Origin of the sequence: Mumia sp. zg.B53 (genome assembly GCF_019550935.1) — a bacterium.
Classification (GTDB): domain Bacteria; phylum Actinomycetota; class Actinomycetes; order Propionibacteriales; family Nocardioidaceae; genus Mumia.
Genome location: NZ_JAHWCK010000001.1, coordinates 1,146,734 through 1,167,749 on the forward strand (window position 1 = coordinate 1,146,734; position 21,016 = coordinate 1,167,749).

The window sequence follows — 21,016 nt, forward strand, 5'->3', positions numbered from 1 at the left end:
TCCAGGCCCTGCGGGGCGGACGCCGGTCATCGTGCGCGGGTCACCGTGTGCTGGTCACCGTGTGCTGGTCACCGTCACGCCCGGATCGGCGGCGTCGCCGGTGGAGTACACGTAGTCGGCGGCCGCACCGTCGCCGAGCTGCGCCTTGAGGAACGTCGCGGCCCAGCGTGCCGACGTCGCGATGCTCGCCGCCTGGCTGATCGGCTGCACGCTCGCGTCGGGGTCGGCACCTGCCGGGTTCTGCGTGTCGGTGATGCCGTAGTGGTTGGCACCGGCCACCCGGACGATCTGCTTCGGGCCGTTCTCGAGCTTGGTGTACGAGGTCTCCGCGTCGGCGGGCAGCGCCACGCCGTCGACCGTCCCCTGGACGAGCTGCACGGGGATCTGGTTGTCCATGCTCGCCGACGAGCCGAGCAGCGGGGACTTGTTGTTGGTGCCGAACAGCGAGGCAGCCTTCACCTCGTCGGGGAGGGAGTAGCCGAGAGTGGTGCAGAACGGGATCCCGCAGGACTCCTCGGCGACCCCGAGGGCAGCAGCGCCGCCGAAGGAGTGCCCGAGCAGGACGAGAGTGTCGGTGTCGATCCGTCCGGCGAGCGGCGACGACGCCGTGGCGTTCTCCGCAGCCATCCAGTCGATCGCCTGCGCCGGCATCTTCTGCGACGGGTAGTAGTCGCTGTCGAAGAAGACGAGACGCTTGTGGTTGGGGACGACGACCACGAAGCCGTACGCGGCGACGGCGCGCGCGTAGGCCGCGTAGTGCATGCGGTGGACCTGCGCACCCTGCATGAGCAGGGCGACGGGGAGCTCGCCCTGTGCACCGGCGGGGTAGTAGACGTCGGTGCCGTCGTTGACGATCTCGCTCGAGTAGTGGGCGACGGCGGGCGGGGGGGCAGCGGCGGCGGAGGTCGTCGGGACGACCGACAGGATTCCCCCGGTCAGGGCGGCAGTCAGGGCGAGGTGGGCGGCACGCTTCAAGGGCACGAATCCTCCAAGGATGTGGAACGACGTTCCAGGGGGTGGTGCCCACCGTGGCCCCCCTCGCGCCCACCGTCAAGAGGCACAGGCGCCGGGGTGGGAACCCGCTCCGGCGTACGGTCGGACCGTGCCACCGATCTGGATCGCCCCGATGCTCGCCACGCTCACGTCGCGACGCTTCGACGACCCGGCGTGGGTGTTCGAGCGGAAGCTGGACGGCGAGCGCCTGATGGCGATCCGCGAGGGTGGCGAGGTGCGCCTGTGGACGCGCAACCGGATCGACGTCAGCGTCAGCTATCCCGAGATCATCGAGGCTCTTCGACCCTTCGACTCCGCCTCGGACTGGGTGCTCGACGGCGAGCTGTGCGCGATGCGAGGAGACCAGACCAGCTTCGAGGACCTGCAGAAGCGGATGCACGTCACTGACGCGCGAGCGATCGCCTCGGCCCACGTCACGCTCGCCTACGTCGTCTTCGACCTCCCCCGCTACGACGGGCACGACCTCCAGCGCCTGCCGCTCACCACCCGCAAGGACGCGCTCCGTGACGCGTACACGTTCTCCCCGACGCTCCGCTTCAGCGAGCACCAGGCGGGCGCCGGGACGGCGATGTTCCACCACGCGGAGAGCGTCGGGTGGGAAGGGGTGATGGCCAAGCGGGCCGCCTCGACGTACCAGGCGGGACGACGCTCACCCGACTGGCTGAAGCTCAAGGTGGTGCGCGGGCAGGAGCTCGTGGTCGGCGGATGGACCGACCCACAGGGCGCCCGCAGCGGCCTCGGTGCGCTGCTGCTGGGCTACTACGAGGGCGACGACCTCCGCTACGCCGGCAAGGTCGGGACGGGGTTCGACGAGAAGACGTTGGCCCACCTGGGCTCCCTGCTCGCACCGCTGTCCCGCTCCACCAACCCGTTCGCCGACTCCGCCGACGAGATCCGCAGGACCAGTCGGACGGCGGCGGCGCAGACACACTGGGTGGAGCCCCGCCTCGTCGTGCAGATCGGCTTCAGCGAGTGGACGGGAGCGGGCCGGCTCCGCCACCCGCGCTACCAGGGGCTGCGCGACGACAAGGACCCGCGAGAGGTCGTCCGCGAGGAGCCGCACCCGATCGGCCCGTGACTGCGACGGTCAGCGCCTGGCCGAGCAACCCGCTGCGAGCACCGCCGGAGGCCCTCATGGGCGCGTGACCCGGTCCACGGTCTCCCGGATGTCGTCGTCGGTGGTCCAGGGCTGGATGCCTGCCATCGTCGTGGTGAGGGTGTCGTCCTCGAGGGCGGGGTCTCGCGAGAGCGCGTAGAGGGTCGCCGCATGCCCGCGCGCGACCCCGGCTTGGAAGGTGACCTTGTTGGTGATGGCGTTGACGACGGTGACGGCGGCGAGGAGGAGGCACAGCCCGGTCGCAGTGTCTTCGCCGACGACGTACAAGGCTGCGGCGGCGGCAGCCAAGACGGGTGCCATGACGAGCTTGCCGGCCCACCAGCGCCACTGCGCGCCGACGTCTTTGCGCTGTGGTTCTGTCATGGCGAGCATCGTGCCAGGCCGGAAGGTCTTGTCTTCGCTCGTGAGCTGCCGCCTGGTGACAGGGGACCGACCCGTTCACACGGTCAGCGCGTGGCGGACACGAGGGTCGAGACGCCCAGAGTGGCGATGATCCCGGCCGTCCCGCGGTCGATGGCCTGTTCCACCCGCGGACGACGCAACCAGTCGACGGCACGCCCCGCGACGACGGCGATGAGGGCGAAGTAGACCAGTCCGATCGCGGCGAAGATGACCCCCAGGAGCAGGGTCGCTCCGAGCGTCGCGTCGTGGCCGGGGAGGAACTGCGGGACGACAGCGATGAAGAAGAGCCCGACCTTGGGGTTGAGCACGTTGGAGAGCAGACCGGCGCGCATCGCCGCGCCGGCGCGCACGCCGTACGCACCCTCGATCTCACCGAGTCCCTTCCCTCGCCGCAGCAGCGCCCGCAGGCCGAGCCAGAGCAGGTAGAGCCCGCCGGCGATCTTCACGGCACGGAACGCCTCGGCGGACTGCTCCAGGAGCGTCGCGAGACCGGCGGCGACCGCGAGCGCCCAGAGCAACGACCCGGTGGACGAGCCGGCGGCGGCAGCAAGGCCCGCGCGGGTCCCGCCCAGGCTGAAGCGGAGGACAAGGAAGGTGTCGGGCCCAGGGGTCAGCGCCAAGAGAAGGCACAGCCCGGCAAAGGCCACGAGGAGGGAGGGATCCATTTTTTCCTGAGAACCAACATCATTGGCAGAGTGACTGGCTGATCGGCTTACAGCCTAACAGGATGCACAATCTAAGGCCCCGGTCGGTAGGCAATTATTCGCGATATGACGCAGGTCACTTGCCAGCGTGAATACCCGAGCGACGGCACCCGGACCGCCGCCTCGGCGTCGCCGTTGCCTACCCTCGACACGTGATCACCCTCGCCGACCTCCAGGTCTCCTCACTCGGGCCCTGCCGGTACGACTCCCCCCTCGCGTCCTACGTCGCCGACCGCCAGACCAACGAGTACTACGTCTCCGAGGGTGACCGCGTCCTCTACGACGACACGATCGACCTCCTCGAGCGGCGCGCGGAGCCGGTCGAGCGGTCGCCCTCCTTCGAACCGGGAGGCCCCCGCGCCCGGATCTTCCATGATCCCGCCACGACGCACGTCGGGGTCGTCACCTGCGGCGGGCTGTGCCCCGGTCTCAACGACGTGATCCGCGCCGTGACGCTCGAGCTCTACACCCACTACGGCGTCACGCAGGTCACCGGCTTCCAGAACGGCTACGCCGGACTCGTCCCTCAGCTGGGCTTCGAACCCGTCTCTCTCACCCCCGGGCTGGTCGGGTCCATCAACAAGCGCGGCGGCACCGTCCTCGGGACCTCCCGTGGCGCCCAGGACCCCTCCGTCATCGTCGACCGCCTCGTCGAGCTCGAGATCGACGCGCTGATCGTGATCGGCGGCGACGGCTCGATGCACGGCGCCCACAAGATCGTCGAGGAGATCGGGCGCCGGGGCCTCGCCATCGGCGTGGTCGGGATCCCGAAGACCATCGACAACGACATCCCCCACATCGGCCAGAGCTTCGGGTTCGCCACCGCCTTCTCCGAGGCGTCGAAGGCGATCACCGCCGCCCACGTCGAGGCCGAGTCGGCCTACAACGGTGTCGGACTCGTCAAGGTGATGGGACGCCACGCAGGGTTCATCGCGTGCTACGCCGCGCTCGCCAACCACGACGCCGACTTCGTCCTCATCCCCGAGGTGCCGTTCGCCCTCGACGGCGAGAACGGGCTGCTGCGCACCCTCGCCCGCCGGGTCCGCGCCCACGGCAGCGCCGTCGTCGTGCTCGCGGAGGGCGCCGGCCAGGAGCTCATGCCCGCCACCGGGAAGTCGGACGCGTCCGGCAACAGGCGCCTCGGCGACATCGCGGCCGTCGTCCGCGCCGCCATCGAGAAGGACTTCCACGACCGAGGCGAGCCGTTGACCCTGAAGTACCTCGATCCCGGCTACGGCATCCGGGCGGTCCCCGCCGACGCCGCCGACTCCGTCTACTGCGCGCGGCTCGCCCAGATCGCCGTGCACGCGGCGATGTCCGGGCGCACCGACATGGTCGTCGGACGCCGCCGCCACCGCTTCGTGCACGTCCCGATCCCCCTGGTGATCGAGCGACGGCACTCGGTGGCCCCCGACGGCGACCTGTGGCTCAGCGTCCTGGAGTCGACGGCCCAGCCCCTCGACATGAGCTGAGGGGCCGGACCGGACGGACGCCGGTCTAGCTGCCGGCCGACTGCCGGCGCAGCACGTCGAGCACGCGGTCGTTCGCGCCGGGCTCCCCGATCGTGATCCGCATGCCGTCGCCGGCGAACGGACGCACGGCAAGCCCGTCGCGCCCGAAGGCCTCCGCGACCTCGAGCGTCCTCGCGCCGGTCGGCAGCCAGAAGAAGTTCGCCTGGGTGTCTGGCACAGGCCACCCGGCCGCCCGCGCCGCGTCGACCGTCCGGTCGCGCTCGGCAACGATGGCGTCGACGCGTTCGAACAGCTCCTTCTCTGCCGCCAAGGAGGCGACCGCGGCCGCCTGAGCCACGTCGGAGACGCCGAACGGGAGCGCCACCTTGCGCACCGCGGAGGCGATCCGGGCGGGCGCCACCGCATAGCCGACCCGCAGACCCGCCAGCCCGTACGCCTTGGAGAAGGTCCGCAGGACGACCACGTTGTCCCGGGCGCGATAGTGCTCGAGCGCCTCGGGGCCGGAGGAGTCCCCCGCGCGCCGGACGAACTCGGCGTACGCCTCGTCGACGACGACCAGCACGTTGTCGGGGACCGCGTCCACGAACGCCGCGAGAGCGTCGGGCTCCACGGCGGGCCCGGTGGGGTTGTTCGGAGTGCACACGATCACGACCCGCGTGCGCGGCGTGATCGCCGCGAGCATCGCCTCCAGGTCGTGCTCGGCGGCCGCCGTGAGCGGCACCTCGACAGGGGTGGCGCCGACGAGCCGAACCGCGATCGGGTAGGCCTCGAACGACCGCCACGCATAGACCACCTCGTCGCCGGCCTCGCACGTCGCCTGCAGCAGGTGGTAGAGCACGGCCACGGATCCCGTCGCCGCCGCAAGGTCGGTGGTCGGGACAGCGTGGTGCTGTGCCAGCGCGGCGTACAGCCCCACCGCACCCATGTCGGGATAACGGTTCACCCGGCGGGCGGCGTCGTCGATCGCGTCCAGGACGCTCGGCAGCGGAGGGTACGGGTTCTCGTTGCTCGACAGCTTGTACGGCACACGGTCGTCGGTCGTGGTCGGCGGGCGGCCGGGACGGTAGTCCGGCACTCCGTCGAGGGCTTGTCTGATGCGGGGTTCTCCCATGGCCGCACCCTAGCCAGCGGAGCCGGGTCGCGGCAGGGCCCCGGTGCTACCGTGCTGCGGCCAGCCAGCTCCGTCCCGAGGAAGGTGTCTCCGTGCCCGTCTCGACCCTCCTCGCCGGCGTGGCGCTCTTCGTCGTGATCGTCGCCCTCGAGCGGTGGCGCCGTCACGGCCTCCTGCGCGACCGCGGCCGGGCCGGGCAGCGCGACCGCGAGCGCCGCTCCGCGACCCATCGCGAGTGGCTGGCCACCGGGCTCGTGCTCGAGACCGACCCGGACACCGCGGACGCGATCGTCGACGGGGTCGTGACCGCGACGATGAGCAAGCCCGTCGGCCCACGACGGTGGGCGCTCCTCACCGGCTTCGAGGAGCACGCCGCCTCCGCGGGGTGGATACGCACCGCGTCGGGAGAGATCGCGCTCGCGGCCCTCACCGCGCCCGACCGGGACGGCGCTCCGGACGGCTCGGCGTGGCTCGACTTCCGCGACCGGGTCGCGAAGGCCGCCCGGAAGGCGGGAGTCACGACGCACGAGACGGAGACCGGCGCCCTGACGTCCACCACCGACTCCCGACGAGGGACCGTCTGGACCTCCCCGGCGGCGCCCGCCTAGCATCTGCGGGCCTGCGCCACACGCGTGAGAGCATCCCGACGTGGCGCGCACACAGTCCAGGCCGAGCCTCGGCTACGCCCTCGTCGTCGGCGGGGCCTGCTTCTTCGTCCTCAACGCCGGTGTCTCCCGGGTCGTCCTGCGGGCAGGGATCGACCCGGCCCTCCTGACGACGTTCCGGACCACGGGCTCGGCGCTCCTCTTCGTCCTCTTCGCCGTCGTCGCCGACCGCAGCGCGCTGCGCCTGCCCCGAGGACGCGAGCTCGCCCTCCTGCTGCTGCTCGGCGTCGTGGGGATCGCGAGCGTGCAGTGGACGTACAACATCGCGATCGACCGCATCCCGGTCGGCATGGCGCTGCTCCTCGAGTACCTCGCGCCCGTCCTGGTGGTGCTCTGGGCGCGGTTCGTGCAGCGGCAGCACGTCCGACGCACGATGTGGCTGGCCGTCGCGCTGACGCTGGTCGGTCTGGCGCTCGTGGCGCAGATCGCGAGCGGCCTGGCGTTCGACGGGCTCGGCATGCTCGCCGGGCTCGCCGCAGCGGCGTGCCTGGCCACCTACTTCCTCGTGGGCGAGCAGGGAGTGAGCGAGGCAGACCCGATCCGGGTCGTCGTCTGGGCGTTCGTCTTCGCCGCGATCGCCATGAACGTCGTGCGTCCGATCTGGACGTCGCCCGACCTGGACGGCTCGGCCAACCTCCTCGGCGCGCTCGACGCGTACGAGGTCCCGCTGTGGCTCGCGATCGGCTGGGTGGTCGTCCTCGGCACCCTCACGCCGTTCTTCATGGAGCTCAGTGCGCTGCAGCACCTCCCCGCCACGGTCGTCACGATGGTGGCGACCCTCGAGCCGGTGGGAGCCGCGGCCCTCGGGTGGGCGTGGTTCGGCGAGTCGCTCGACGCGCTGCAGGTGGTCGGCGGGCTTCTCGTGGTCGCGGGCATCGTCCTCGCGCAGGCGTCACGCGCCGTACCGCCACCTGCGGTGCCCGAGGTGGCGGGCTGATCAGGCGACCCGATCTGGTTGGATGGGGCGCATGAAGCTCGTGCTGACGTGGTTGTGCAACGCTGCGGCCATCGCGGTCGCCGCCGGGATCTTCGCCGGGATCAGCATCGGCGAGTCGGGGCAGGACTGGTGGGAGAAGGCCGGCACCCTCCTGGTCATCGCGGCCGTCTTCACGGTCATCAACCTGACCGTCGGACGCCTCCTCAAGCTCCTCTCGATCCCCTTCATCGTCCTGACGCTGGGGCTCCTGCTCCTGGTGCTCAACGCGTTGCTCCTGCGGTTCACCGCCTGGGTGACCGACGCGCTGCCAGTCGAGTTCAACGTCGACGGCTTCTGGGTCGCGGTGGGAGGCTCCATCGTGATCTCGCTCGTCAACATGGTGCTGCGCATCTTCGTCGACGCCGACTAGAGTCCGCACCGCTACCGTGAAGCCATGACCACCGGCTCCGGGCACCCGCTCCGCATCGCCCTCGTCTGCCTCGGCAACATCTGCCGCTCCCCGATGGCCGACGTCGTGCTGGAGAAGAAGCTCGCCGACGCGGGTCTGGCCGACGAGGTGCACGTCGACTCCGCCGGCACCGGCGACTGGCACCGCGGCGAGCCGATGGACCCCCGTGCCGCCGCGATCCTCGAGGAGCACGGCTACGACCCGACCCGGCACCGTGCGCAGCAGATCACCAGCCGCTGGTTCGACGACCACGACCTGGTCCTCACCATGGACGGGTCCAACTTCGACGCCGTGCGCGCCCTCGCCCGGACGCCGCGCGACCGCAGCAAGGTCCAGATGTTCCGCTCGTACGATCCCGTGGCGACGCCGGGCGACGACGAGGTCCCCGACCCCTGGTACGGAGGTCCCTCCGGGTTCGAGCACGTCCTCAGGCTGATCGAGCGGACGTCGGACGCGATCGTCGCCAGCGCTCCGAGGCTCGTCGAGGAGCTTGCCAGATAAGGGGCAGGCGAGCCCGACCGTGTGTAGCGTCAGCACATGGCGCGCATGGGGGGCATCGCAGCGAAGGCTGAGGCACTGCTGGGTGTGGCCGTCGTCGCGACGACGCCCGTGGCCGGCGGGGACACCAACACCGCGACCCGGCTGCGTCTGACCGACGGCCGCAGCGCCGTCCTGAAGACCCGTCCGCAGGTGCCGCACGACTTCTACACGGCGGAGGCCGAGGGCCTGCAGTGGCTCGGCGAGGCCGGGGCGCCCGTGCCGCAGGTGCTGGGGGTGTCCGCGGACTGCCTCGTCGTCTCGTGGATCGAGCCGGGCAAGGCGACCGCCGACGCGGCGGAGAGCCTCGGTCGCGCACTCGCCGCCACCCACCGCGCCGGTGCCGACGAGTTCGGCTATCCCCGTGACGGATACATCGGGCTGGCTCCGCTGCCCAACAAGCCGGCGCCCACGTGGACGGAGTTCTACACGACCCGGCGCATCCTGCCCTACCTCAAGGTGGCCGTCGACCGCGGCGCGATGACCACCGAGGACGCGGCACCGGTCGAGGAGGTCGTGCGTCGCATCGACGACTTCGCCGGCCCACCCGAGCCGCCCGCACGGATCCATGGTGACCTCTGGTCCGGCAACGTGGTGTGGTCGACCGAGGACCGCGCCTTCCTCATCGACCCCGCCGCGCACGGCTGCCACCGCGAGACCGACCTCGCGATGCTCGCCCTGTTCGGCATCCAGCACCTCCAGCGGATCCTCGATGCCTACATCGAGACGTTCCCGCTCGCCGACGGGTGGCACGAGCGGGTGCCGCTCCACCAGCTCCATCCCCTGCTCGTGCACGCCGCCCTGTTCGGTGGTGGGTACGGTGCCAGGGCACGGGCCGCGGCCGAGCAGCTCCTGGACGGCGAAGCGCCGAGGGCCACGGGCTGAGCGCTGGTGGGGCCGAGCACGGCAACCGAGTGCTGCCGCTGAGTGCCGGCCGGCTGCACGAGGTCGGGTGCTGCTGGGCCAGACCTGGCACCCTGGCCCCATGCGCATCCTCGTGGTGGACGACGACCGGGCGGTCCGTGACTCGCTGCGCCGGTCGTTGGAGTTCAACGGCTACGACGTCGATGTCGCCGCCGACGGTGCAGAGGCGCTGGCACGCGTCCCGATGATCGACCCCGACGCGATCGTGATGGACGTGATGATGCCGCGGCTCGACGGGCTCGAGGCGACGCGCGCCCTGCGGGCAGCGGGCAACGAGGTCCCGATCCTCGTCCTCACGGCCAAGGACGCCGTGGACGAGCGCGTCGACGGGCTGGACGCCGGAGCGGACGACTACCTCACCAAGCCGTTCGCGCTGGCCGAGCTCCTCGCGAGGGTCCGGGCGCTGCTGCGCCGCTCGAGGCGCACCGGTGACTCCGACGAGGAGGAGGTGGTCCTCGAGTTCGCCGACCTCACCATGAACACCGCCACCCGGGAGGTGATGCGGGGCGAGCGGCCCATCTCGCTGACCCGGACCGAGTTCGCCCTGCTGGAGCTCTTCATGGAGCGCCCCAAGCGGGTGCTCGAACGCTCGTTCATCCTCGAGGAGGTGTGGGGGTTCGACTTCCCGACCACCGCCAACTCGCTGGAGGTCTACGTCGGCTACGTCCGCCGCAAGCTCGAGGCCGACGGCGAGCCTCGCCTCCTTCACACGGTGCGCGGTGTCGGCTACGTCCTGCGCGAGACAGCACCGTGACCGGAGGATCCCGCTGATGGAGGCAGCAGCCCACACCCGCTCGTGGCGCCGTTGGGTCGGCGACCGCGCCCAGCGCGTCTCCTTGGCCACCCGCGTCTCGCTCCTCACGACCGCCGCGGTCGGCGTGACCCTCGCGTTCGTCAGCGCCATCATCTACGTCAGCGTCGAGTCCGAGTTCACGTCCAGCGTCGACGAGAACCTCAAGCTCCGGGCGGCCGCGGCCGTACGTGCCGGGATCGCCGACCAGCTCAACTCCGGAAGCTTCCCCAAGGCGGCCCTTGCCGCCGCAGACGTCCAGATGGCGCTGATCTACGCTGGCGCGCCGTCTCGCGATTTCGGGGACTTCATCGGGCCGGACGAGGAGGCGGTCGCCGAGGGGCGGGTGTCGCACTCGCTGCGCACGGCCACCATCGGTGGCGTCCACTACCGCGTCGTCGCCGTCGGAGCCGCACCGGGCACGGCGCTCGTGGTGGGTCAGTCGATGGCCAACATGGAGACGGCGCTCTCCCGGCTCCAGGTCGTGCTGTGGGCGGTGAGCGGCTTCGGCGTGCTCGTCGCCGGCCTGCTCGGCTCGGTCGTTGCCACCGGCGGACTGCGCCCGGTGCGCCGCCTCACGACCGCCGTCGAGCAGGTCGCGCGCACCGAGGACCTTCGTCCCATCGCGGTGTACGGGCACGACGACCTCGCGCGCCTCACCGTCGCCTACAACCAGATGATGGTCGCGCTCAAGGGTTCCCAGGAGCGGCAGCGGCAGCTGGTGGCCGACGCGGGACACGAGCTGCGGACTCCCCTGACCTCGCTCCGGACCAACATCGAGCTGCTCGGCCAGGCCGAACAGCGCGGGGGGATGTCCCGCCGGGCCCGCCAGGAGCTGATCGACGATGTCCGTGCCCAGCTCGACGAGCTCACCACGCTCGTCGGCGACCTCGTCGAGCTCGCCCGCGACCCCGGCGACCCCGACCCCGAGCCGATCGACCTCGCGGAGGTCGTCGAGACGGCGGTCGACCGCGTGCAGCGGCGGGCTCCCGGCGTGGCGTTCGAGGTCTCGACCGAGCCCTGGATCGTGATCGGCGAGTCCCGCACGCTCGAGCGCGCGGTCACCAACCTGCTCGACAACGCGGCCAAGTGGAGCCCGCCGCTCGGGGAGGTGCAGGTGCGACTGAAGGACGGTGTGCTCACGGTGCAGGACGCGGGTCCCGGCATCAGCGACGAGGACCTCCCGCACGTCTTCGACCGCTTCTACCGCTCGCGGGAGGCTCGACGCCTGCCCGGCTCGGGACTGGGCCTCGCGATCGTCGCCCAGGCGGCCCACCGGCACGGCGGGACGGTCACCGCGTCGCGCGGACCCGGCGGAGGCGCGCTCATGACCCTGCACATCCCCGGCCGCCGCGGCGACGGCGACCAGGACCGCTCCACGAGCGCCGAGCGGTGACTATTCTGCAGCTCCCAGGGTGATCTCAGCACCCTCTTAGTCGCGGCGGTCATGCTAGAGGCATGAACGATGAGTCCCGACCAACAGAGCCTGTGGGGCCGGCTCCGCAGCCGGCGTCGCAGCCCACCCCTTCCTACGCGGCGCCGAGCAGCACGGGACTTCCCGGCAGCTCCTCGTACACGCACCGCTACGACTCGGCCACCGGCACGCAGGACCGCCCCGGCGAGCACACGCAGGCGTACCCCTTCGGCTTCACGCCGCAGTCCGTCACGCCGCCGGAGAAGAACCAGCGACGCGGCGGGTTCGCCGCTGCGGTGGTCGCGGGCGCGCTCGTGGCCGGTCTCGTCGGCGGGATCGGCGGGGCCGCCGGCTACCACGCGCTGAACGACGACTCCAATCCGACGACCGCACAGTCCTCGCTGGACACCGCCTCGAACGCGTCCACCGCGTCGCTGCCCGAGGGGCAGGTCGAGAAGGTCGCCCAGACGGTCCTCCCCTCCACGGTCCAGCTCAACGTGAAGGGCGGCCAGGCCAGCGGGAGCGGCACCGGCATCATCATCAGCAGCGACGGCGAGATCCTGACGAACAACCACGTCATCGAGGCCGCCGCCGACTCCGGTGAGATCACCGTCTCGTTCAGCGACGGCTCGATCGCCCGCGCCCAGATCGTCGGCAGGGATCCGGTCACCGACCTCGCGGTCGTCAAGGCGGAGGGCAAGAGCGGCCTCAAGCCCGCCAGGCTGGGCAACTCTGCGGACCTGCGCGTGGGCCAGGATGTCATCGCGATCGGCTCGCCGTACGGACTGGAGAGCACGGTCACCTCCGGCATCATCTCCGCGCTGAACCGCCCGGTGCAGGCCGGTCAGACCGCCGAGACGAGCCACGTCTTCCCGGCGATCCAGACCGACGCGGCGATCAACCCGGGCAACTCCGGTGGTCCCCTCGTCGACGCCAACGGCGCGGTGATCGGCGTCAACAGCGCGATCCGCACCAGCGGCAGCGGCGAGTCGGGCTCCATCGGCCTCGGGTTCGCGATCCCGATCGACGTCGCCAAGAACGTCGCCGCGCAGCTCGTCGAGGGCAAGACCGTCGAGCACGCCCGCATCGGCGTCACCGTGTCCGACGCGGTCGAGTCCGACGGCATGACGACCATCGGTGCCGAGGTGAAGTCGGTCAGCGACAACAGCGCCGCGGCCAAGGCCGGCCTCAAGGCAGGCGACGTGATCGTCCGCCTCGGTGACCAGCCGATCGCCTCCTCCGACGCGCTGGTCGCGACGATCCGCGGCTACCAGCCGGGCGAGAAGGTCCAGGTGACCTACACCCGCGGCGGGCAGCAGGAGAAGACCGAGATCACGCTCGACAGCGACGGTGGGTCGCTGGGCTCCTGATCCAGAACGCTCAGAAGGGCCGTACGCACAAGGTGCGTACGGCCCTTCTGTCAACCTGGGGTGGTCAGCCGAGCAGCTCGGACACCAGCTCACCGATGACCCGGTCGCCGTGCTGGGTGAGGATCGACTCCGCGTGGAACTGGATCCCGCGGAACGTCGGCCCAGCCACCGTGTGGACGTCGCCGGACGCCGGGTCGACCTCCACGGTGACGCGGTCGGGCAGCCCGTCGCCCGGCTCACGCGCCACGAACGTGTTGTAGAAGCCGACGGTCTCCGTACGACCGCGGAGCGGCAGCGCCGACTGCGTCCCCTGGAACACGATGTCCTTGTAGGCGAGGTCCAGACCGAGCGCGCCGCACAGCACCTGGTGGCCGAGGCAGACCGCGAGGAACCGACGACCTGTCTCCAGCAGGTCGTCGACGGCGCGTCGTACGGTCGCGATCTTGGGATCGTCGAGGTCGCGGGGGTCACCGGGACCGGGTCCGATGACGACCAAGTCGTACCCGTCGAAGGTCTCCGGGCCGTCGTAGTCCTCGTGGCGGACGACGTCGGTGCTGATCCCCAGCACGCCGAGCAGGTGCGACAGCATGTTGACGAAGTCGTCCTCGTTGTCGAGGACGACCGCCCGGGTGCCCGCCAGGGAGTCGGCCGGCGCAGTGCCCGACTGGTCCGACAGCCAGAACTGGCTCAACCGCTGGTTGCGCGACCCGAGCGCGATCAGGACCTCGTCGTCGTGGGCGAACGCGTCGAAGCCCTCGATCGGCGCCGGCGCCGCGGGCACGAGGCCGAAGGCGCTCAGCACCCCTGCGGCCTTGGCGTGCGTCTCCGCCGTCTCGTGGTCCGGGTCGGAGTCGCGGACCAGCGTCGCCCCCGCGGTCACGGTGAGGTTGCCCTCGAGGTCCACGTCGGCGGTCCGGATGAGGATCGGAGAGTCGGCTGTCGGACGCCCCTGCGCGTCGCGTCCGAGCAGCGCCGCCGCCGCCGCGTAGTAGCCGCGGCCCTCCTGCTCGTACTTGGTGATGAGCCGGCAGGCGTTCTCGACCGGGCTGCCAGTGACGGTCGCCGCGAACATCGAATCGCGAAGCACCTCACGGACGTCACGGTGGGTCCGCCCGGCGAGCAGGTACTCGGTGTGGACGAGGTGGGTCATCGGCTTCAGGTACGGGCCCAGCACCAGGCCGCCCTCCGAGCAGATGTCGCACATCATCTTGAGCTCCTCGTCGACGACCATGAAGAGCTCGTAGATCTCCTTCTCGTCGCCGAGGAACCGCAGCAGCTCGCGCTTGCGGTCGGCCTGGCTCTCCAGCCCGCGCAGCCGGAACGTGCCCGAGATCGGGTTCATCCTGACCTGCCCGGCGTCGACACTGACGTGACGCTCGGGGCTCGCACCGATCAGGTAGCGGTCGCCGGTGAACACCAGGAACGTCCAGTGGGCGCCCCGCTCCCGCTCCAGCAGACGGCGCAGGACCGTCAGAGCGGCGGCCGGGCCCCAGTCGGCGAGCCGCGCCCGGTAGTGCCGGCCGATCACCAGGTTGGCGCCCTCGCCCTGACCGATCTCGGCGTCGATCACGGTCCGGACCATCTCGGCGTACGTCGCGTCGTCGGTCTCGAAGCCGCCCTTGTCGGCGGGAGCGAGCTCTCCGTCGGGGAGGACGGCGAGGAGCTCGTCCAGCGCCACGTCGGTCGACGTCTCGGCCGCGATCACCGACAACGGGGTGCCGTCGTCGTGAGCCTCGAACCCGCGCTCGCGGACCTGCCGGTAGGGAACGAGCACGAGGCTGTCGTACGAAGCGGGTGCGCCGTCGACCGGGTCGCTCAGCGGGACGTCCATCAACGAGTCGACATCGGTACGGGCTCCGCCGATCAGGACGACCCGGTCGGAGTCGCGGACACGGATGATCGCGTACGACGGCAGAGCCATCAGCTGCTCGAGCGCCGCAGCGGTCTCGGCAGCCGAGTCGTGAGGAGAGGGCATCGTCGGTCCTAGGGTTCGTCGGCCGACGGGCTCACCAGACACGGCCGAGGAGGCGGGGTCTGGGATGTGCACGAGACGCCACCTAGAGGTGGCGCCACCAACCGAGTGTGGTCCGTGCGTTCATAGGCGAGAGCGTAGCGCACGCCTGGCTCCGTCCTGGCGTCCTGCCCGCCTCTTGGGACGGCGGTCAGGAGCACGAGCATGCCCACCGCTCCGAGTCCGAGAAGCCCCGGGCCGACGACGCCCACGGGCACCGCCGGCGGTGTCACGTCGGCGATGGCGGGATAGAGGTGTCCCAGCACCGTCCACGCAGACGCGGCGGCGCCGCTGGTCCCCGACACCAGCGCCGCGGTACGCAGCCCGGACGGTACGGGCGACCGTCGCCCGGCGAGGACCCGCGCGAGCCCGATCGCGACCAGACCGAGCAGCACGAACGCGAAGAGCAGCATCGCGAGGCCGACCTCGCGCACCGCGCCGCCGTACGACCCGTCGAGGCCGTCGACGACCCGCAGGAGCCCCGACAGCACGAGGAGCAGCGGTGCGACGATCGCCGGGCCGACGACGAGCGGCTGGCGGGGGCGGGGTGCCACGAACGGTGTCATCTGTCCACGGTCGGTCCGCGCCGTGCGCAGGCACCACCGGTGAAGCCCCGGAGACGACCCGGAGCCGCCCCGGGCCGGACTACCCGGCAGGAGCGGGTGTGGGCGCCGAGGTCGGCGTCGGAGCCGGCGTCGTCGGCGTCGGCGTCGTCGGAGCCGGCGCGTCGGAAGTGACGTCGACCGGCACGTACGGCGTGACCTGGATGGTGCCGTCGGGGATGAAGTTCACCGGCTGCAGCCCCACGGGCCGTCCATCCCGGTAGGTGATCAGCGTGGCCTGCGCCTGCCGCCTGAGCTTGCTCCCGAGGGCGAAGGCGAACGCAGCGCCACCAGTGCTGGCATTGGTGAACGTCACGGTGCGCCGACCGTCCTCAGCCGTGAGAACGGTAGGCCCGCGCTGGACGTGGAGGTGGCCGGACAGCACCAGGTCGACGCACCCTGAGCGCGCGACCTCCTCGCCGGTGGTAGGGCTGTGGACGACGACCGTGCTGATGGAGCCGTCCTCGCACGCCGTCTCGGTGAGCTCGCGTCCCTGCTCGATGATCGAGGACGAGCCCTGGGACCATCCCGCGGTGAATCCCGAGCTGCGCGGGTCGCTGTATCCGAGGAACCGGATGCCCTCGACGTCGACCGGCTTGCCGTCGAGGACCTCGAAGCCGTCCTTCTTCATCTGCTCGGCGACGAAGTCGCCCTCGTCATGGTTGCCGGCGACGGCCACGGTGGGCACGTCGCGGAACTGCTGAGCGAGCGAGCGGATGCTGAAGCCCTCCCACGACCCCCCGGTCGACGTGTCGTCGCCGGCGTCGATGAGCAAGGAGGCGTCGACCTCGTCGGCAACCGCCCGGACGACCTTGTCCATGCCGATGTTGTCGTGCCGGTCGGCGACGAGGACCGCCACGATCTCCCCGTCCGCGGGCTTGCGGAGTTGCTCGGCGACCTCCGGCACGCGGTCCGCGAGGGCGCCGTAGAAGGTCACCGACGTCTCGTACGTCGTGATCGCCGACTCGACGATCGCCCGGCTGGCGTCGGTCGCGCTCCCGGAGGAGATCTGGAGCCTGTCGAGCGCGAGGTCGTCGGGGATCTGCGGATAGACCTCCGTCAGCGGACGCCAGCGGGTCTGCGTCACCGACTCGTCGGCCGGCTCGGGCCAGGTCAGCAGGACCGCGGCCAGGACGGTCACGAGACCGAACGCGACCATGGTCCGCAGCGGCGCGTGCGGAACCGTACGGCGAGCGACGAAGCCCCGGACGCGCTCGGCGACCTCGTGGCGGCGACGACGCCCGAGCAGCACCCATCCGGCGACGAGGAGGAGCGCGACGGCGAGACCGGCCCCGAGCCCGCGCAGCGCCGAGGCGACCGCGATGTCGCGGACCACCCCGCTGATCTGGTCGATCTCGGCCTCGGGCTGGGAGGCGATGACGGCGTCGCGGGCGACGAGCTCGTTGAGGTCGTTGGCCTGGGTGTCGCCGATGTCGATGGTCACGCCGACCGACAGCTGTGTGTCGATCGGCATCCGGATCTGCGGGAGCACCGACCCGAAGTCGAGCGTCGCGTGCCCGTCGAACGTCGGCGTGACGACACCGGTGTGCGCACCCACGACCACGGTGCGGTGGGCGTTGGTGAAGGTCGTCAGTGCCACACCGCCGGAGACCACGAGGCCGACGAGCACCAGGGCGAGGATGGGCAGCCACGCGTGTCGGCGACGGCGCGCGGGCATCGACGGGGAGCCGGCGGGAGCGGGTCGGTCGTTCTGCTCAGGCATCGCCTCAAGTCTCTCGCACCGCACCACGCGCAGGGGCGGCGGTGTCCGTCCTGATCTGTGGTGCAGATCCTCGGCGGCACCCTACGCTGGGCTCCGGGAGGTCGTCATGGTGCTGGCGCTGGTGGTCTACGAGTCTCTCTGGGGCAACACCGAGTCGGTCGCACGCGCGATCGCCGACGGCATCGCCTCCACGTTCGGCGACGACGCGGTCACGGTCGCCGAAGCCGGGCCGGACGTCGGTCTCGACCCAGATCTCGCCCTCCTCGTGGTCGGCGGTCCGACCCACGCGTTCGGCATGTCGAGTGGGGCCACCCGTGAGTCCGGGCGCGAGCGTGGCGCGCCACACCTCCCTGACTGGGGAATCAGAGAGTGGATCGACGCACTCCCGTCACCCGGCAGAGCCGTTCGCGTCGCGGCCTTCGACACCCGTACGGTCTCGCCCCGACTGCCCGGGTCGGCCGCCAAGAAGGCGCTCAAGCGGTTGGTGGCACGCGGTTTCGAACCGGCCGCGAAGGCGCGGACGTTCGGCGTCCACGGGTACGAGGGGCCGCTCGCCGACGGAGAGCTCGACAGCGCCCGAGCGTGGGGCACCGAGCTCGCCGCCGTCGTGCGGTGACTCCTGCGGTCAGGCCTCGACGCGGTCCAACCAGTGGCGGGTGGACCCGACGGTGAGCAGGAGCTGGGTCGCACGGGTCAGCACGACGTACAGCGTGCGCCACCCGGCCTCCGACTCGGCGACGACCTCGTCCGGCTCGACCAGGACCACCGCGTCGAACTCCAGACCCTTGGTGTCCAGACCGTCGAGCACCCGCAGCCGGTCCAGGTCGTGCAGCTCCTCGGCGAGCTCGGCGGTGCCCTCCTCACGGCGGCCGGTCGGGACGACGACGGCGATCGTGCCCTCCACCCGCTCGGCGAGGTCGCGCACGCCTCTGCGGACGGCCGACCACACCGCGGCAGCCTCGACGACCTCGTGCCGGGGCTCCTCGCCCGTACGGCGCACGGCGTCGGGGGTGTCGGCCCCCGGGATCGCGACCCGCGCCACCTGGGCGGCGAGGTCGTAGATCTCGGCGGAGTTGCGGTAGTTCGTGGAGAGCCGGAAGTGGTGCTCCTCCTTGCCGTCCAGGGCCGCGGTCCGCGCCCGGGCGGCCTCGTCGGGGTATGGCCAGGACGACTGCGCGGCATCGCCGACGATGGTCCAGCTGGCGTACTTGCCACGACGGCCGAGCATCCGCCACTGCATCGGCGACAGGTCCTGCGCCTCGTCGACGAGCACGTGCGCGTACGAGTCGTCCTCGATGGACTGCGTCGACCGCTGTTTGCGGACCGCAGCCTCCTCACGCTCGAACGACATGAGCTGCTTGACGTCGTACGGGTCGTCGTCGCCGTCGGCGGCCGAGACCTCGCCGAGCAGGTAGCGCAGCTCGTCGATCAAGGGCACGTCCTCGACGGACGGGGTGCCGTCGGCGCTGCGCCACGACGTGGCGAGCAGGTCGATCTCGCTGCGCTTGAGGATGCCCTCGGCGGAGCGCCGCAGCGTCTCGGGATCACCGAGGGTCTCCCACACGTCGACGGCGTCGAGCGGCGGCCACCACGCGGTGGCGAAGTCGAGGAACGCGTCGTCGGTGGTGAGCACCTTGTCGAACTCGTCCCGCTCCTTCTCGAGCGCCCGCTCGCCCTCCACCTGCGACCAGAGCGCGTCGAGCAGGGTCTGCTGGACCTTGCCGTACGCCCGGTTGCGCTGCTGGCCCGAGAGGAGCTGACGCCGTAGGCGGTCGAGCGCCTGCGCGTCGAGGCGCAGCACGTCGTCGCGGTAGAAGTAGCGGAACGCGGTCGGCTCACCCGGCTGGGCGCTGCGGGCCACCCGGGACAGCACCTGGAGCATCCGTGCGGATCCCTTGACCGCGGCCACGGCGGGGGCGTCGTGGCGCCGACCCGAGACGCCGTCGACCACCTCACCCAGCGATCGCAGCGTCACCGAGGTCTCGCCAAGGCTGGGGAGGACGCGCTCGATGTAGCCCATGAAGACGCCGGACGGCCCGACGACAAGGACGCCACCGGACTCGAAGCGACGGCGGTCGACGTAGAGGAGGTAGGCCGCGCGGTGCAGCGCCACGACCGTCTTGCCCGTGCCAGGGCCACCACCGATGGTGGTCGCGCCACGGCTGGGTGCGCGGATCGCCTCGTCCTGCTCCTTCTGGATGGTCGCGACGACGGAGTGCATCGACGCGTCGCGGGCCCGGCTCAGGCTCGCGAGCAGCGCGCCCTCCCCCACGACGACCATGTCAGCGGGTGCGTTGTCGCCGTCGAGCAGCTCGTCCTCGACACCCACCACGGTCGCACCCCGGCTGCGGAGGACGCGGCGGCGTACGACACCGGCAGGGTCCTGCGCCGTCGCCTGGTAGAAGACCGATGCCGCCGGTGCTCGCCAGTCGATGAGGAGCACCTCACGCTCGGCGTCCCGGACGCCGATGCGGCCGATGTAGCGCTTGACGCCGTCGACCAGGTCGAGCCGGCCGAAGACCAGGCCCTCGTGGGCGGCGTTGAGCGCCGCAATCCGCTTGGACGCCTGGTAGACCATCGCGTCGCGCTCGACCAGCCCGCCCTCGTGGCCGACGTGGCCACGGGCGTACCCCTCCCGAGCGAGTGCCTGCGCAGCCTTCGTCGACTCCTCGAGCCGGCCGTAGACGACGTCGACGTACGCCTGCTCGTCAGCGATCTCGCGCTGCTCGGCCGACGACGAGTTGGGTTGGTCCGACACGGAGCTCCTCGATAACGTCACACACCTGGGGACAGAACACACAAGTCTATCCGGGGGGCGGGACATTCCCACGCGCCTCCCGAGAGGATGTCGCATGGCCCAGCTGATGACAGACTCCACGGTGCTCGCGACCGTGCGCGCCCGGGACGCCGTGACCTGGATGAAGGACGCGGCGGTGGCAGCGCACCGCGGCGACCTCCACGCGCCGGCTCGGGTACGAGCCGACCTCGGAGGCGGGGCCCTCGTGGTCACCGCGGGCCACCTCGACGGATCCTGGTACGGCTACCGGGCCTACGACACGTTCGGACTGGTCACCGGCGAGCAGGTCGTGGTCGTGCACGACGCGGAGACCGGCCGGGTCCACGCGGTCGCGATCGGCGCCGAGCTCGGCCCGCGTCGTACGGGTGCCCTCGGCGGTGCTGCCGCCGACGTCCTCGCAAACCCCGACGCGTCCCGCCTCGCGTTGATCGGGGCGGGCACGCAGGCGTGGACGCAGCTGTGGGCGATCGCCGCGGTCCGCGACCTGGCGGAGGTGCGGGTGTTCGCCCGCGACCAGGGCCACCGTGCCGCGTTCGCCCGACGGGTGCGAGAAGAGCACGGCGTCGCCTGCGTCCCCGCCACCTCCGCCCGCGACGCCGTGGACGGCGCCGACGTCGTCGTCTGCGCGACCACGAGCCCGACTCCGGTGATCGCCGCCGAGTGGCTCGTCCCCGGTGCGTACGTCGCGACGCTCGGTCCCAAGCAGATGGGCCGTCACGAGATCGAGACCGGCCTGCTGGAGTCGGCCGACGTGGTGGTCACTGACTCACGGGCGCAGGCCGTCGGTTACGACCCACCGAGCACCATCGTCGGGACACGGGTCGAGGACCACCTGGTCGAGCTCGGCGCGGTTCTCGACGGGGCGGCGACGGGACGCAGCTCGCGTGACGAGGTGTGCCTCTTCTACTCGGTCGGCCTCGCGGGCACCGAGCCCTATCTGCTGGCGAAGCTCGCCGGTCTCGACTGACGCCGGGCGCG

20 protein-coding genes are annotated in these 21,016 nt (G+C 71.4%); 12 read left to right on the forward strand and 8 right to left on the reverse strand.

The features are described from left to right. Positions 1-54: 54 nt before the first annotated feature. Positions 55-975 (reverse strand): hypothetical protein, encoded by a 921-nt coding sequence (locus KV102_RS05475; protein WP_220345533.1) that lies wholly within the window; start codon positions 973-975, stop codon positions 55-57. A 127-nt stretch (positions 976-1,102) separates the two neighbouring features. On the opposite strand from KV102_RS05475, the gene ligD reads away from it, so the two are divergent. Continuing rightward, positions 1,103-2,092, forward strand: a complete 990-nt coding sequence (gene ligD, locus KV102_RS05480) for a non-homologous end-joining DNA ligase (protein ID WP_220342384.1) — start codon at positions 1,103-1,105, stop codon at positions 2,090-2,092. A 54-nt stretch (positions 2,093-2,146) separates the two neighbouring features. Here ligD and KV102_RS05485 read toward each other — a convergent pair whose 3' ends face one another. Both KV102_RS05485 and KV102_RS05490 read right to left on the reverse strand, forming a co-directional pair. Beyond that, entirely contained in the window at positions 2,147-2,494 is a 348-nt protein-coding gene (locus KV102_RS05485; protein ID WP_220345534.1) for a hypothetical protein, read from the reverse strand. 83 nt (positions 2,495-2,577) lie between these two features. Continuing rightward, positions 2,578-3,198, reverse strand: a complete 621-nt coding sequence (locus KV102_RS05490) for a LysE family translocator (protein WP_220342386.1) — start codon at positions 3,196-3,198, stop codon at positions 2,578-2,580. A gap of 191 nt (positions 3,199-3,389) precedes the next feature. On the opposite strand from KV102_RS05490, the gene KV102_RS05495 reads away from it, so the two are divergent. Continuing rightward, complete coding sequence (locus KV102_RS05495) at positions 3,390-4,709, forward strand: ATP-dependent 6-phosphofructokinase (protein ID WP_220342387.1); 1,320 nt, start codon at positions 3,390-3,392, stop codon at positions 4,707-4,709. A gap of 25 nt (positions 4,710-4,734) precedes the next feature. Here the strand turns inward: KV102_RS05495 and hisC are convergent, their stop codons facing one another. Next, complete coding sequence (hisC, locus tag KV102_RS05500) at positions 4,735-5,820, reverse strand: histidinol-phosphate transaminase (protein WP_220342388.1); 1,086 nt, start codon at positions 5,818-5,820, stop codon at positions 4,735-4,737. Between the two features lie 92 nt (positions 5,821-5,912). Here hisC and KV102_RS05505 point away from each other — a divergent pair, with 92 nt between their 5' ends. The 8 genes from KV102_RS05505 (at position 5,913) to KV102_RS05540 (ending at position 12,905) form a co-directional block, all read left to right on the forward strand. Beyond that, on the forward strand, positions 5,913-6,428 hold the full coding sequence (locus KV102_RS05505) for a hypothetical protein (protein ID WP_220345535.1): 516 nt from the start codon (positions 5,913-5,915) through the stop codon (positions 6,426-6,428). Positions 6,429-6,468: 40 nt separating this feature from the next. Then, positions 6,469-7,422: a DMT family transporter gene (locus KV102_RS19520; protein WP_220345536.1), complete on the forward strand. Its 954-nt coding sequence runs from the start codon at positions 6,469-6,471 to the stop codon at positions 7,420-7,422. A 31-nt stretch (positions 7,423-7,453) separates the two neighbouring features. Beyond that, complete coding sequence (locus KV102_RS05515; RefSeq protein ID WP_220342391.1) at positions 7,454-7,831, forward strand: phage holin family protein; 378 nt, start codon at positions 7,454-7,456, stop codon at positions 7,829-7,831. A 24-nt stretch (positions 7,832-7,855) separates the two neighbouring features. Beyond that, complete coding sequence (locus tag KV102_RS05520; protein WP_220342392.1) at positions 7,856-8,371, forward strand: low molecular weight protein-tyrosine-phosphatase; 516 nt, start codon at positions 7,856-7,858, stop codon at positions 8,369-8,371. Positions 8,372-8,407: 36 nt separating this feature from the next. Next, the gene (locus KV102_RS05525) at positions 8,408-9,292 is read left to right on the forward strand and encodes a fructosamine kinase family protein (RefSeq protein ID WP_220342393.1); all 885 of its coding nucleotides are present in this window, start codon (positions 8,408-8,410) and stop codon (positions 9,290-9,292) included. Positions 9,293-9,392: 100 nt separating this feature from the next. Then, the gene (locus KV102_RS05530) at positions 9,393-10,085 is read left to right on the forward strand and encodes a response regulator transcription factor (RefSeq protein WP_220342394.1); all 693 of its coding nucleotides are present in this window, start codon (positions 9,393-9,395) and stop codon (positions 10,083-10,085) included. Between the two features lie 16 nt (positions 10,086-10,101). Further along, positions 10,102-11,517 (forward strand): cell wall metabolism sensor histidine kinase WalK, encoded by a 1,416-nt coding sequence (locus KV102_RS05535; protein WP_220345537.1) that lies wholly within the window; start codon positions 10,102-10,104, stop codon positions 11,515-11,517. A 62-nt stretch (positions 11,518-11,579) separates the two neighbouring features. Beyond that, on the forward strand, positions 11,580-12,905 hold the full coding sequence (locus tag KV102_RS05540; protein WP_220342396.1) for a S1C family serine protease: 1,326 nt from the start codon (positions 11,580-11,582) through the stop codon (positions 12,903-12,905). A gap of 64 nt (positions 12,906-12,969) precedes the next feature. Here KV102_RS05540 and KV102_RS05545 read toward each other — a convergent pair whose 3' ends face one another. From KV102_RS05545 to KV102_RS05555, 3 genes are all read right to left on the reverse strand, one after another. Then, positions 12,970-14,880 carry an anthranilate synthase family protein gene (locus tag KV102_RS05545; RefSeq protein ID WP_220345538.1) on the reverse strand — a complete coding sequence of 637 codons (1,911 nt, stop codon included), beginning with the start codon at positions 14,878-14,880 and terminating at the stop codon, positions 12,970-12,972. Between the two features lie 8 nt (positions 14,881-14,888). After that, positions 14,889-15,482 (reverse strand): hypothetical protein, encoded by a 594-nt coding sequence (locus tag KV102_RS05550; protein WP_220342398.1) that lies wholly within the window; start codon positions 15,480-15,482, stop codon positions 14,889-14,891. Positions 15,483-15,561: 79 nt separating this feature from the next. Further along, on the reverse strand, positions 15,562-17,241 hold the full coding sequence (locus KV102_RS05555; protein ID WP_220345539.1) for a metallophosphoesterase: 1,680 nt from the start codon (positions 17,239-17,241) through the stop codon (positions 15,562-15,564). 106 nt (positions 17,242-17,347) lie between these two features. Here KV102_RS05555 and KV102_RS05560 point away from each other — a divergent pair, with 106 nt between their 5' ends. Beyond that, the gene (locus KV102_RS05560; protein ID WP_220342400.1) at positions 17,348-17,857 is read left to right on the forward strand and encodes a flavodoxin domain-containing protein; all 510 of its coding nucleotides are present in this window, start codon (positions 17,348-17,350) and stop codon (positions 17,855-17,857) included. A gap of 9 nt (positions 17,858-17,866) precedes the next feature. Here KV102_RS05560 and KV102_RS05565 read toward each other — a convergent pair whose 3' ends face one another. Continuing rightward, complete coding sequence (locus KV102_RS05565) at positions 17,867-19,999, reverse strand: UvrD-helicase domain-containing protein (protein WP_301021757.1); 2,133 nt, start codon at positions 19,997-19,999, stop codon at positions 17,867-17,869. 94 nt (positions 20,000-20,093) lie between these two features. On the opposite strand from KV102_RS05565, the gene KV102_RS05570 reads away from it, so the two are divergent. After that, positions 20,094-21,005 (forward strand): ornithine cyclodeaminase family protein, encoded by a 912-nt coding sequence (locus tag KV102_RS05570; protein ID WP_220345541.1) that lies wholly within the window; start codon positions 20,094-20,096, stop codon positions 21,003-21,005. The last annotated feature ends 11 nt before the right edge of the window (positions 21,006-21,016 follow it).

Coding starts and splice junctions, on each gene's coding strand:
- KV102_RS05485 (WP_220345534.1), bottom strand. CDS start 2,494: ATGACAGAACCACAGCGCAAAGACGTCGGCGCGCAGTGGCGCTGGTGG.
- KV102_RS05490 (WP_220342386.1), bottom strand. CDS start 3,198: ATGGATCCCTCCCTCCTCGTGGCCTTTGCCGGGCTGTGCCTTCTCTTG.
- hisC (WP_220342388.1), bottom strand. CDS start 5,820: ATGGGAGAACCCCGCATCAGACAAGCCCTCGACGGAGTGCCGGACTAC.
- KV102_RS05515 (WP_220342391.1), top strand. CDS start 7,454: ATGAAGCTCGTGCTGACGTGGTTGTGCAACGCTGCGGCCATCGCGGTC.
- KV102_RS05520 (WP_220342392.1), top strand. CDS start 7,856: ATGACCACCGGCTCCGGGCACCCGCTCCGCATCGCCCTCGTCTGCCTC.
- KV102_RS05525 (WP_220342393.1), top strand. CDS start 8,408: ATGGCGCGCATGGGGGGCATCGCAGCGAAGGCTGAGGCACTGCTGGGT.
- KV102_RS05530 (WP_220342394.1), top strand. CDS start 9,393: ATGCGCATCCTCGTGGTGGACGACGACCGGGCGGTCCGTGACTCGCTG.
- KV102_RS05535 (WP_220345537.1), top strand. CDS start 10,102: ATGGAGGCAGCAGCCCACACCCGCTCGTGGCGCCGTTGGGTCGGCGAC.
- KV102_RS05540 (WP_220342396.1), top strand. CDS start 11,580: ATGAACGATGAGTCCCGACCAACAGAGCCTGTGGGGCCGGCTCCGCAG.
- KV102_RS05545 (WP_220345538.1), bottom strand. CDS start 14,880: ATGCCCTCTCCTCACGACTCGGCTGCCGAGACCGCTGCGGCGCTCGAG.
- KV102_RS05550 (WP_220342398.1), bottom strand. CDS start 15,482: ATGACACCGTTCGTGGCACCCCGCCCCCGCCAGCCGCTCGTCGTCGGC.
- KV102_RS05555 (WP_220345539.1), bottom strand. CDS start 17,241: ATGCCTGAGCAGAACGACCGACCCGCTCCCGCCGGCTCCCCGTCGATG.
- KV102_RS05560 (WP_220342400.1), top strand. CDS start 17,348: ATGGTGCTGGCGCTGGTGGTCTACGAGTCTCTCTGGGGCAACACCGAG.
- KV102_RS05570 (WP_220345541.1), top strand. CDS start 20,094: ATGGCCCAGCTGATGACAGACTCCACGGTGCTCGCGACCGTGCGCGCC.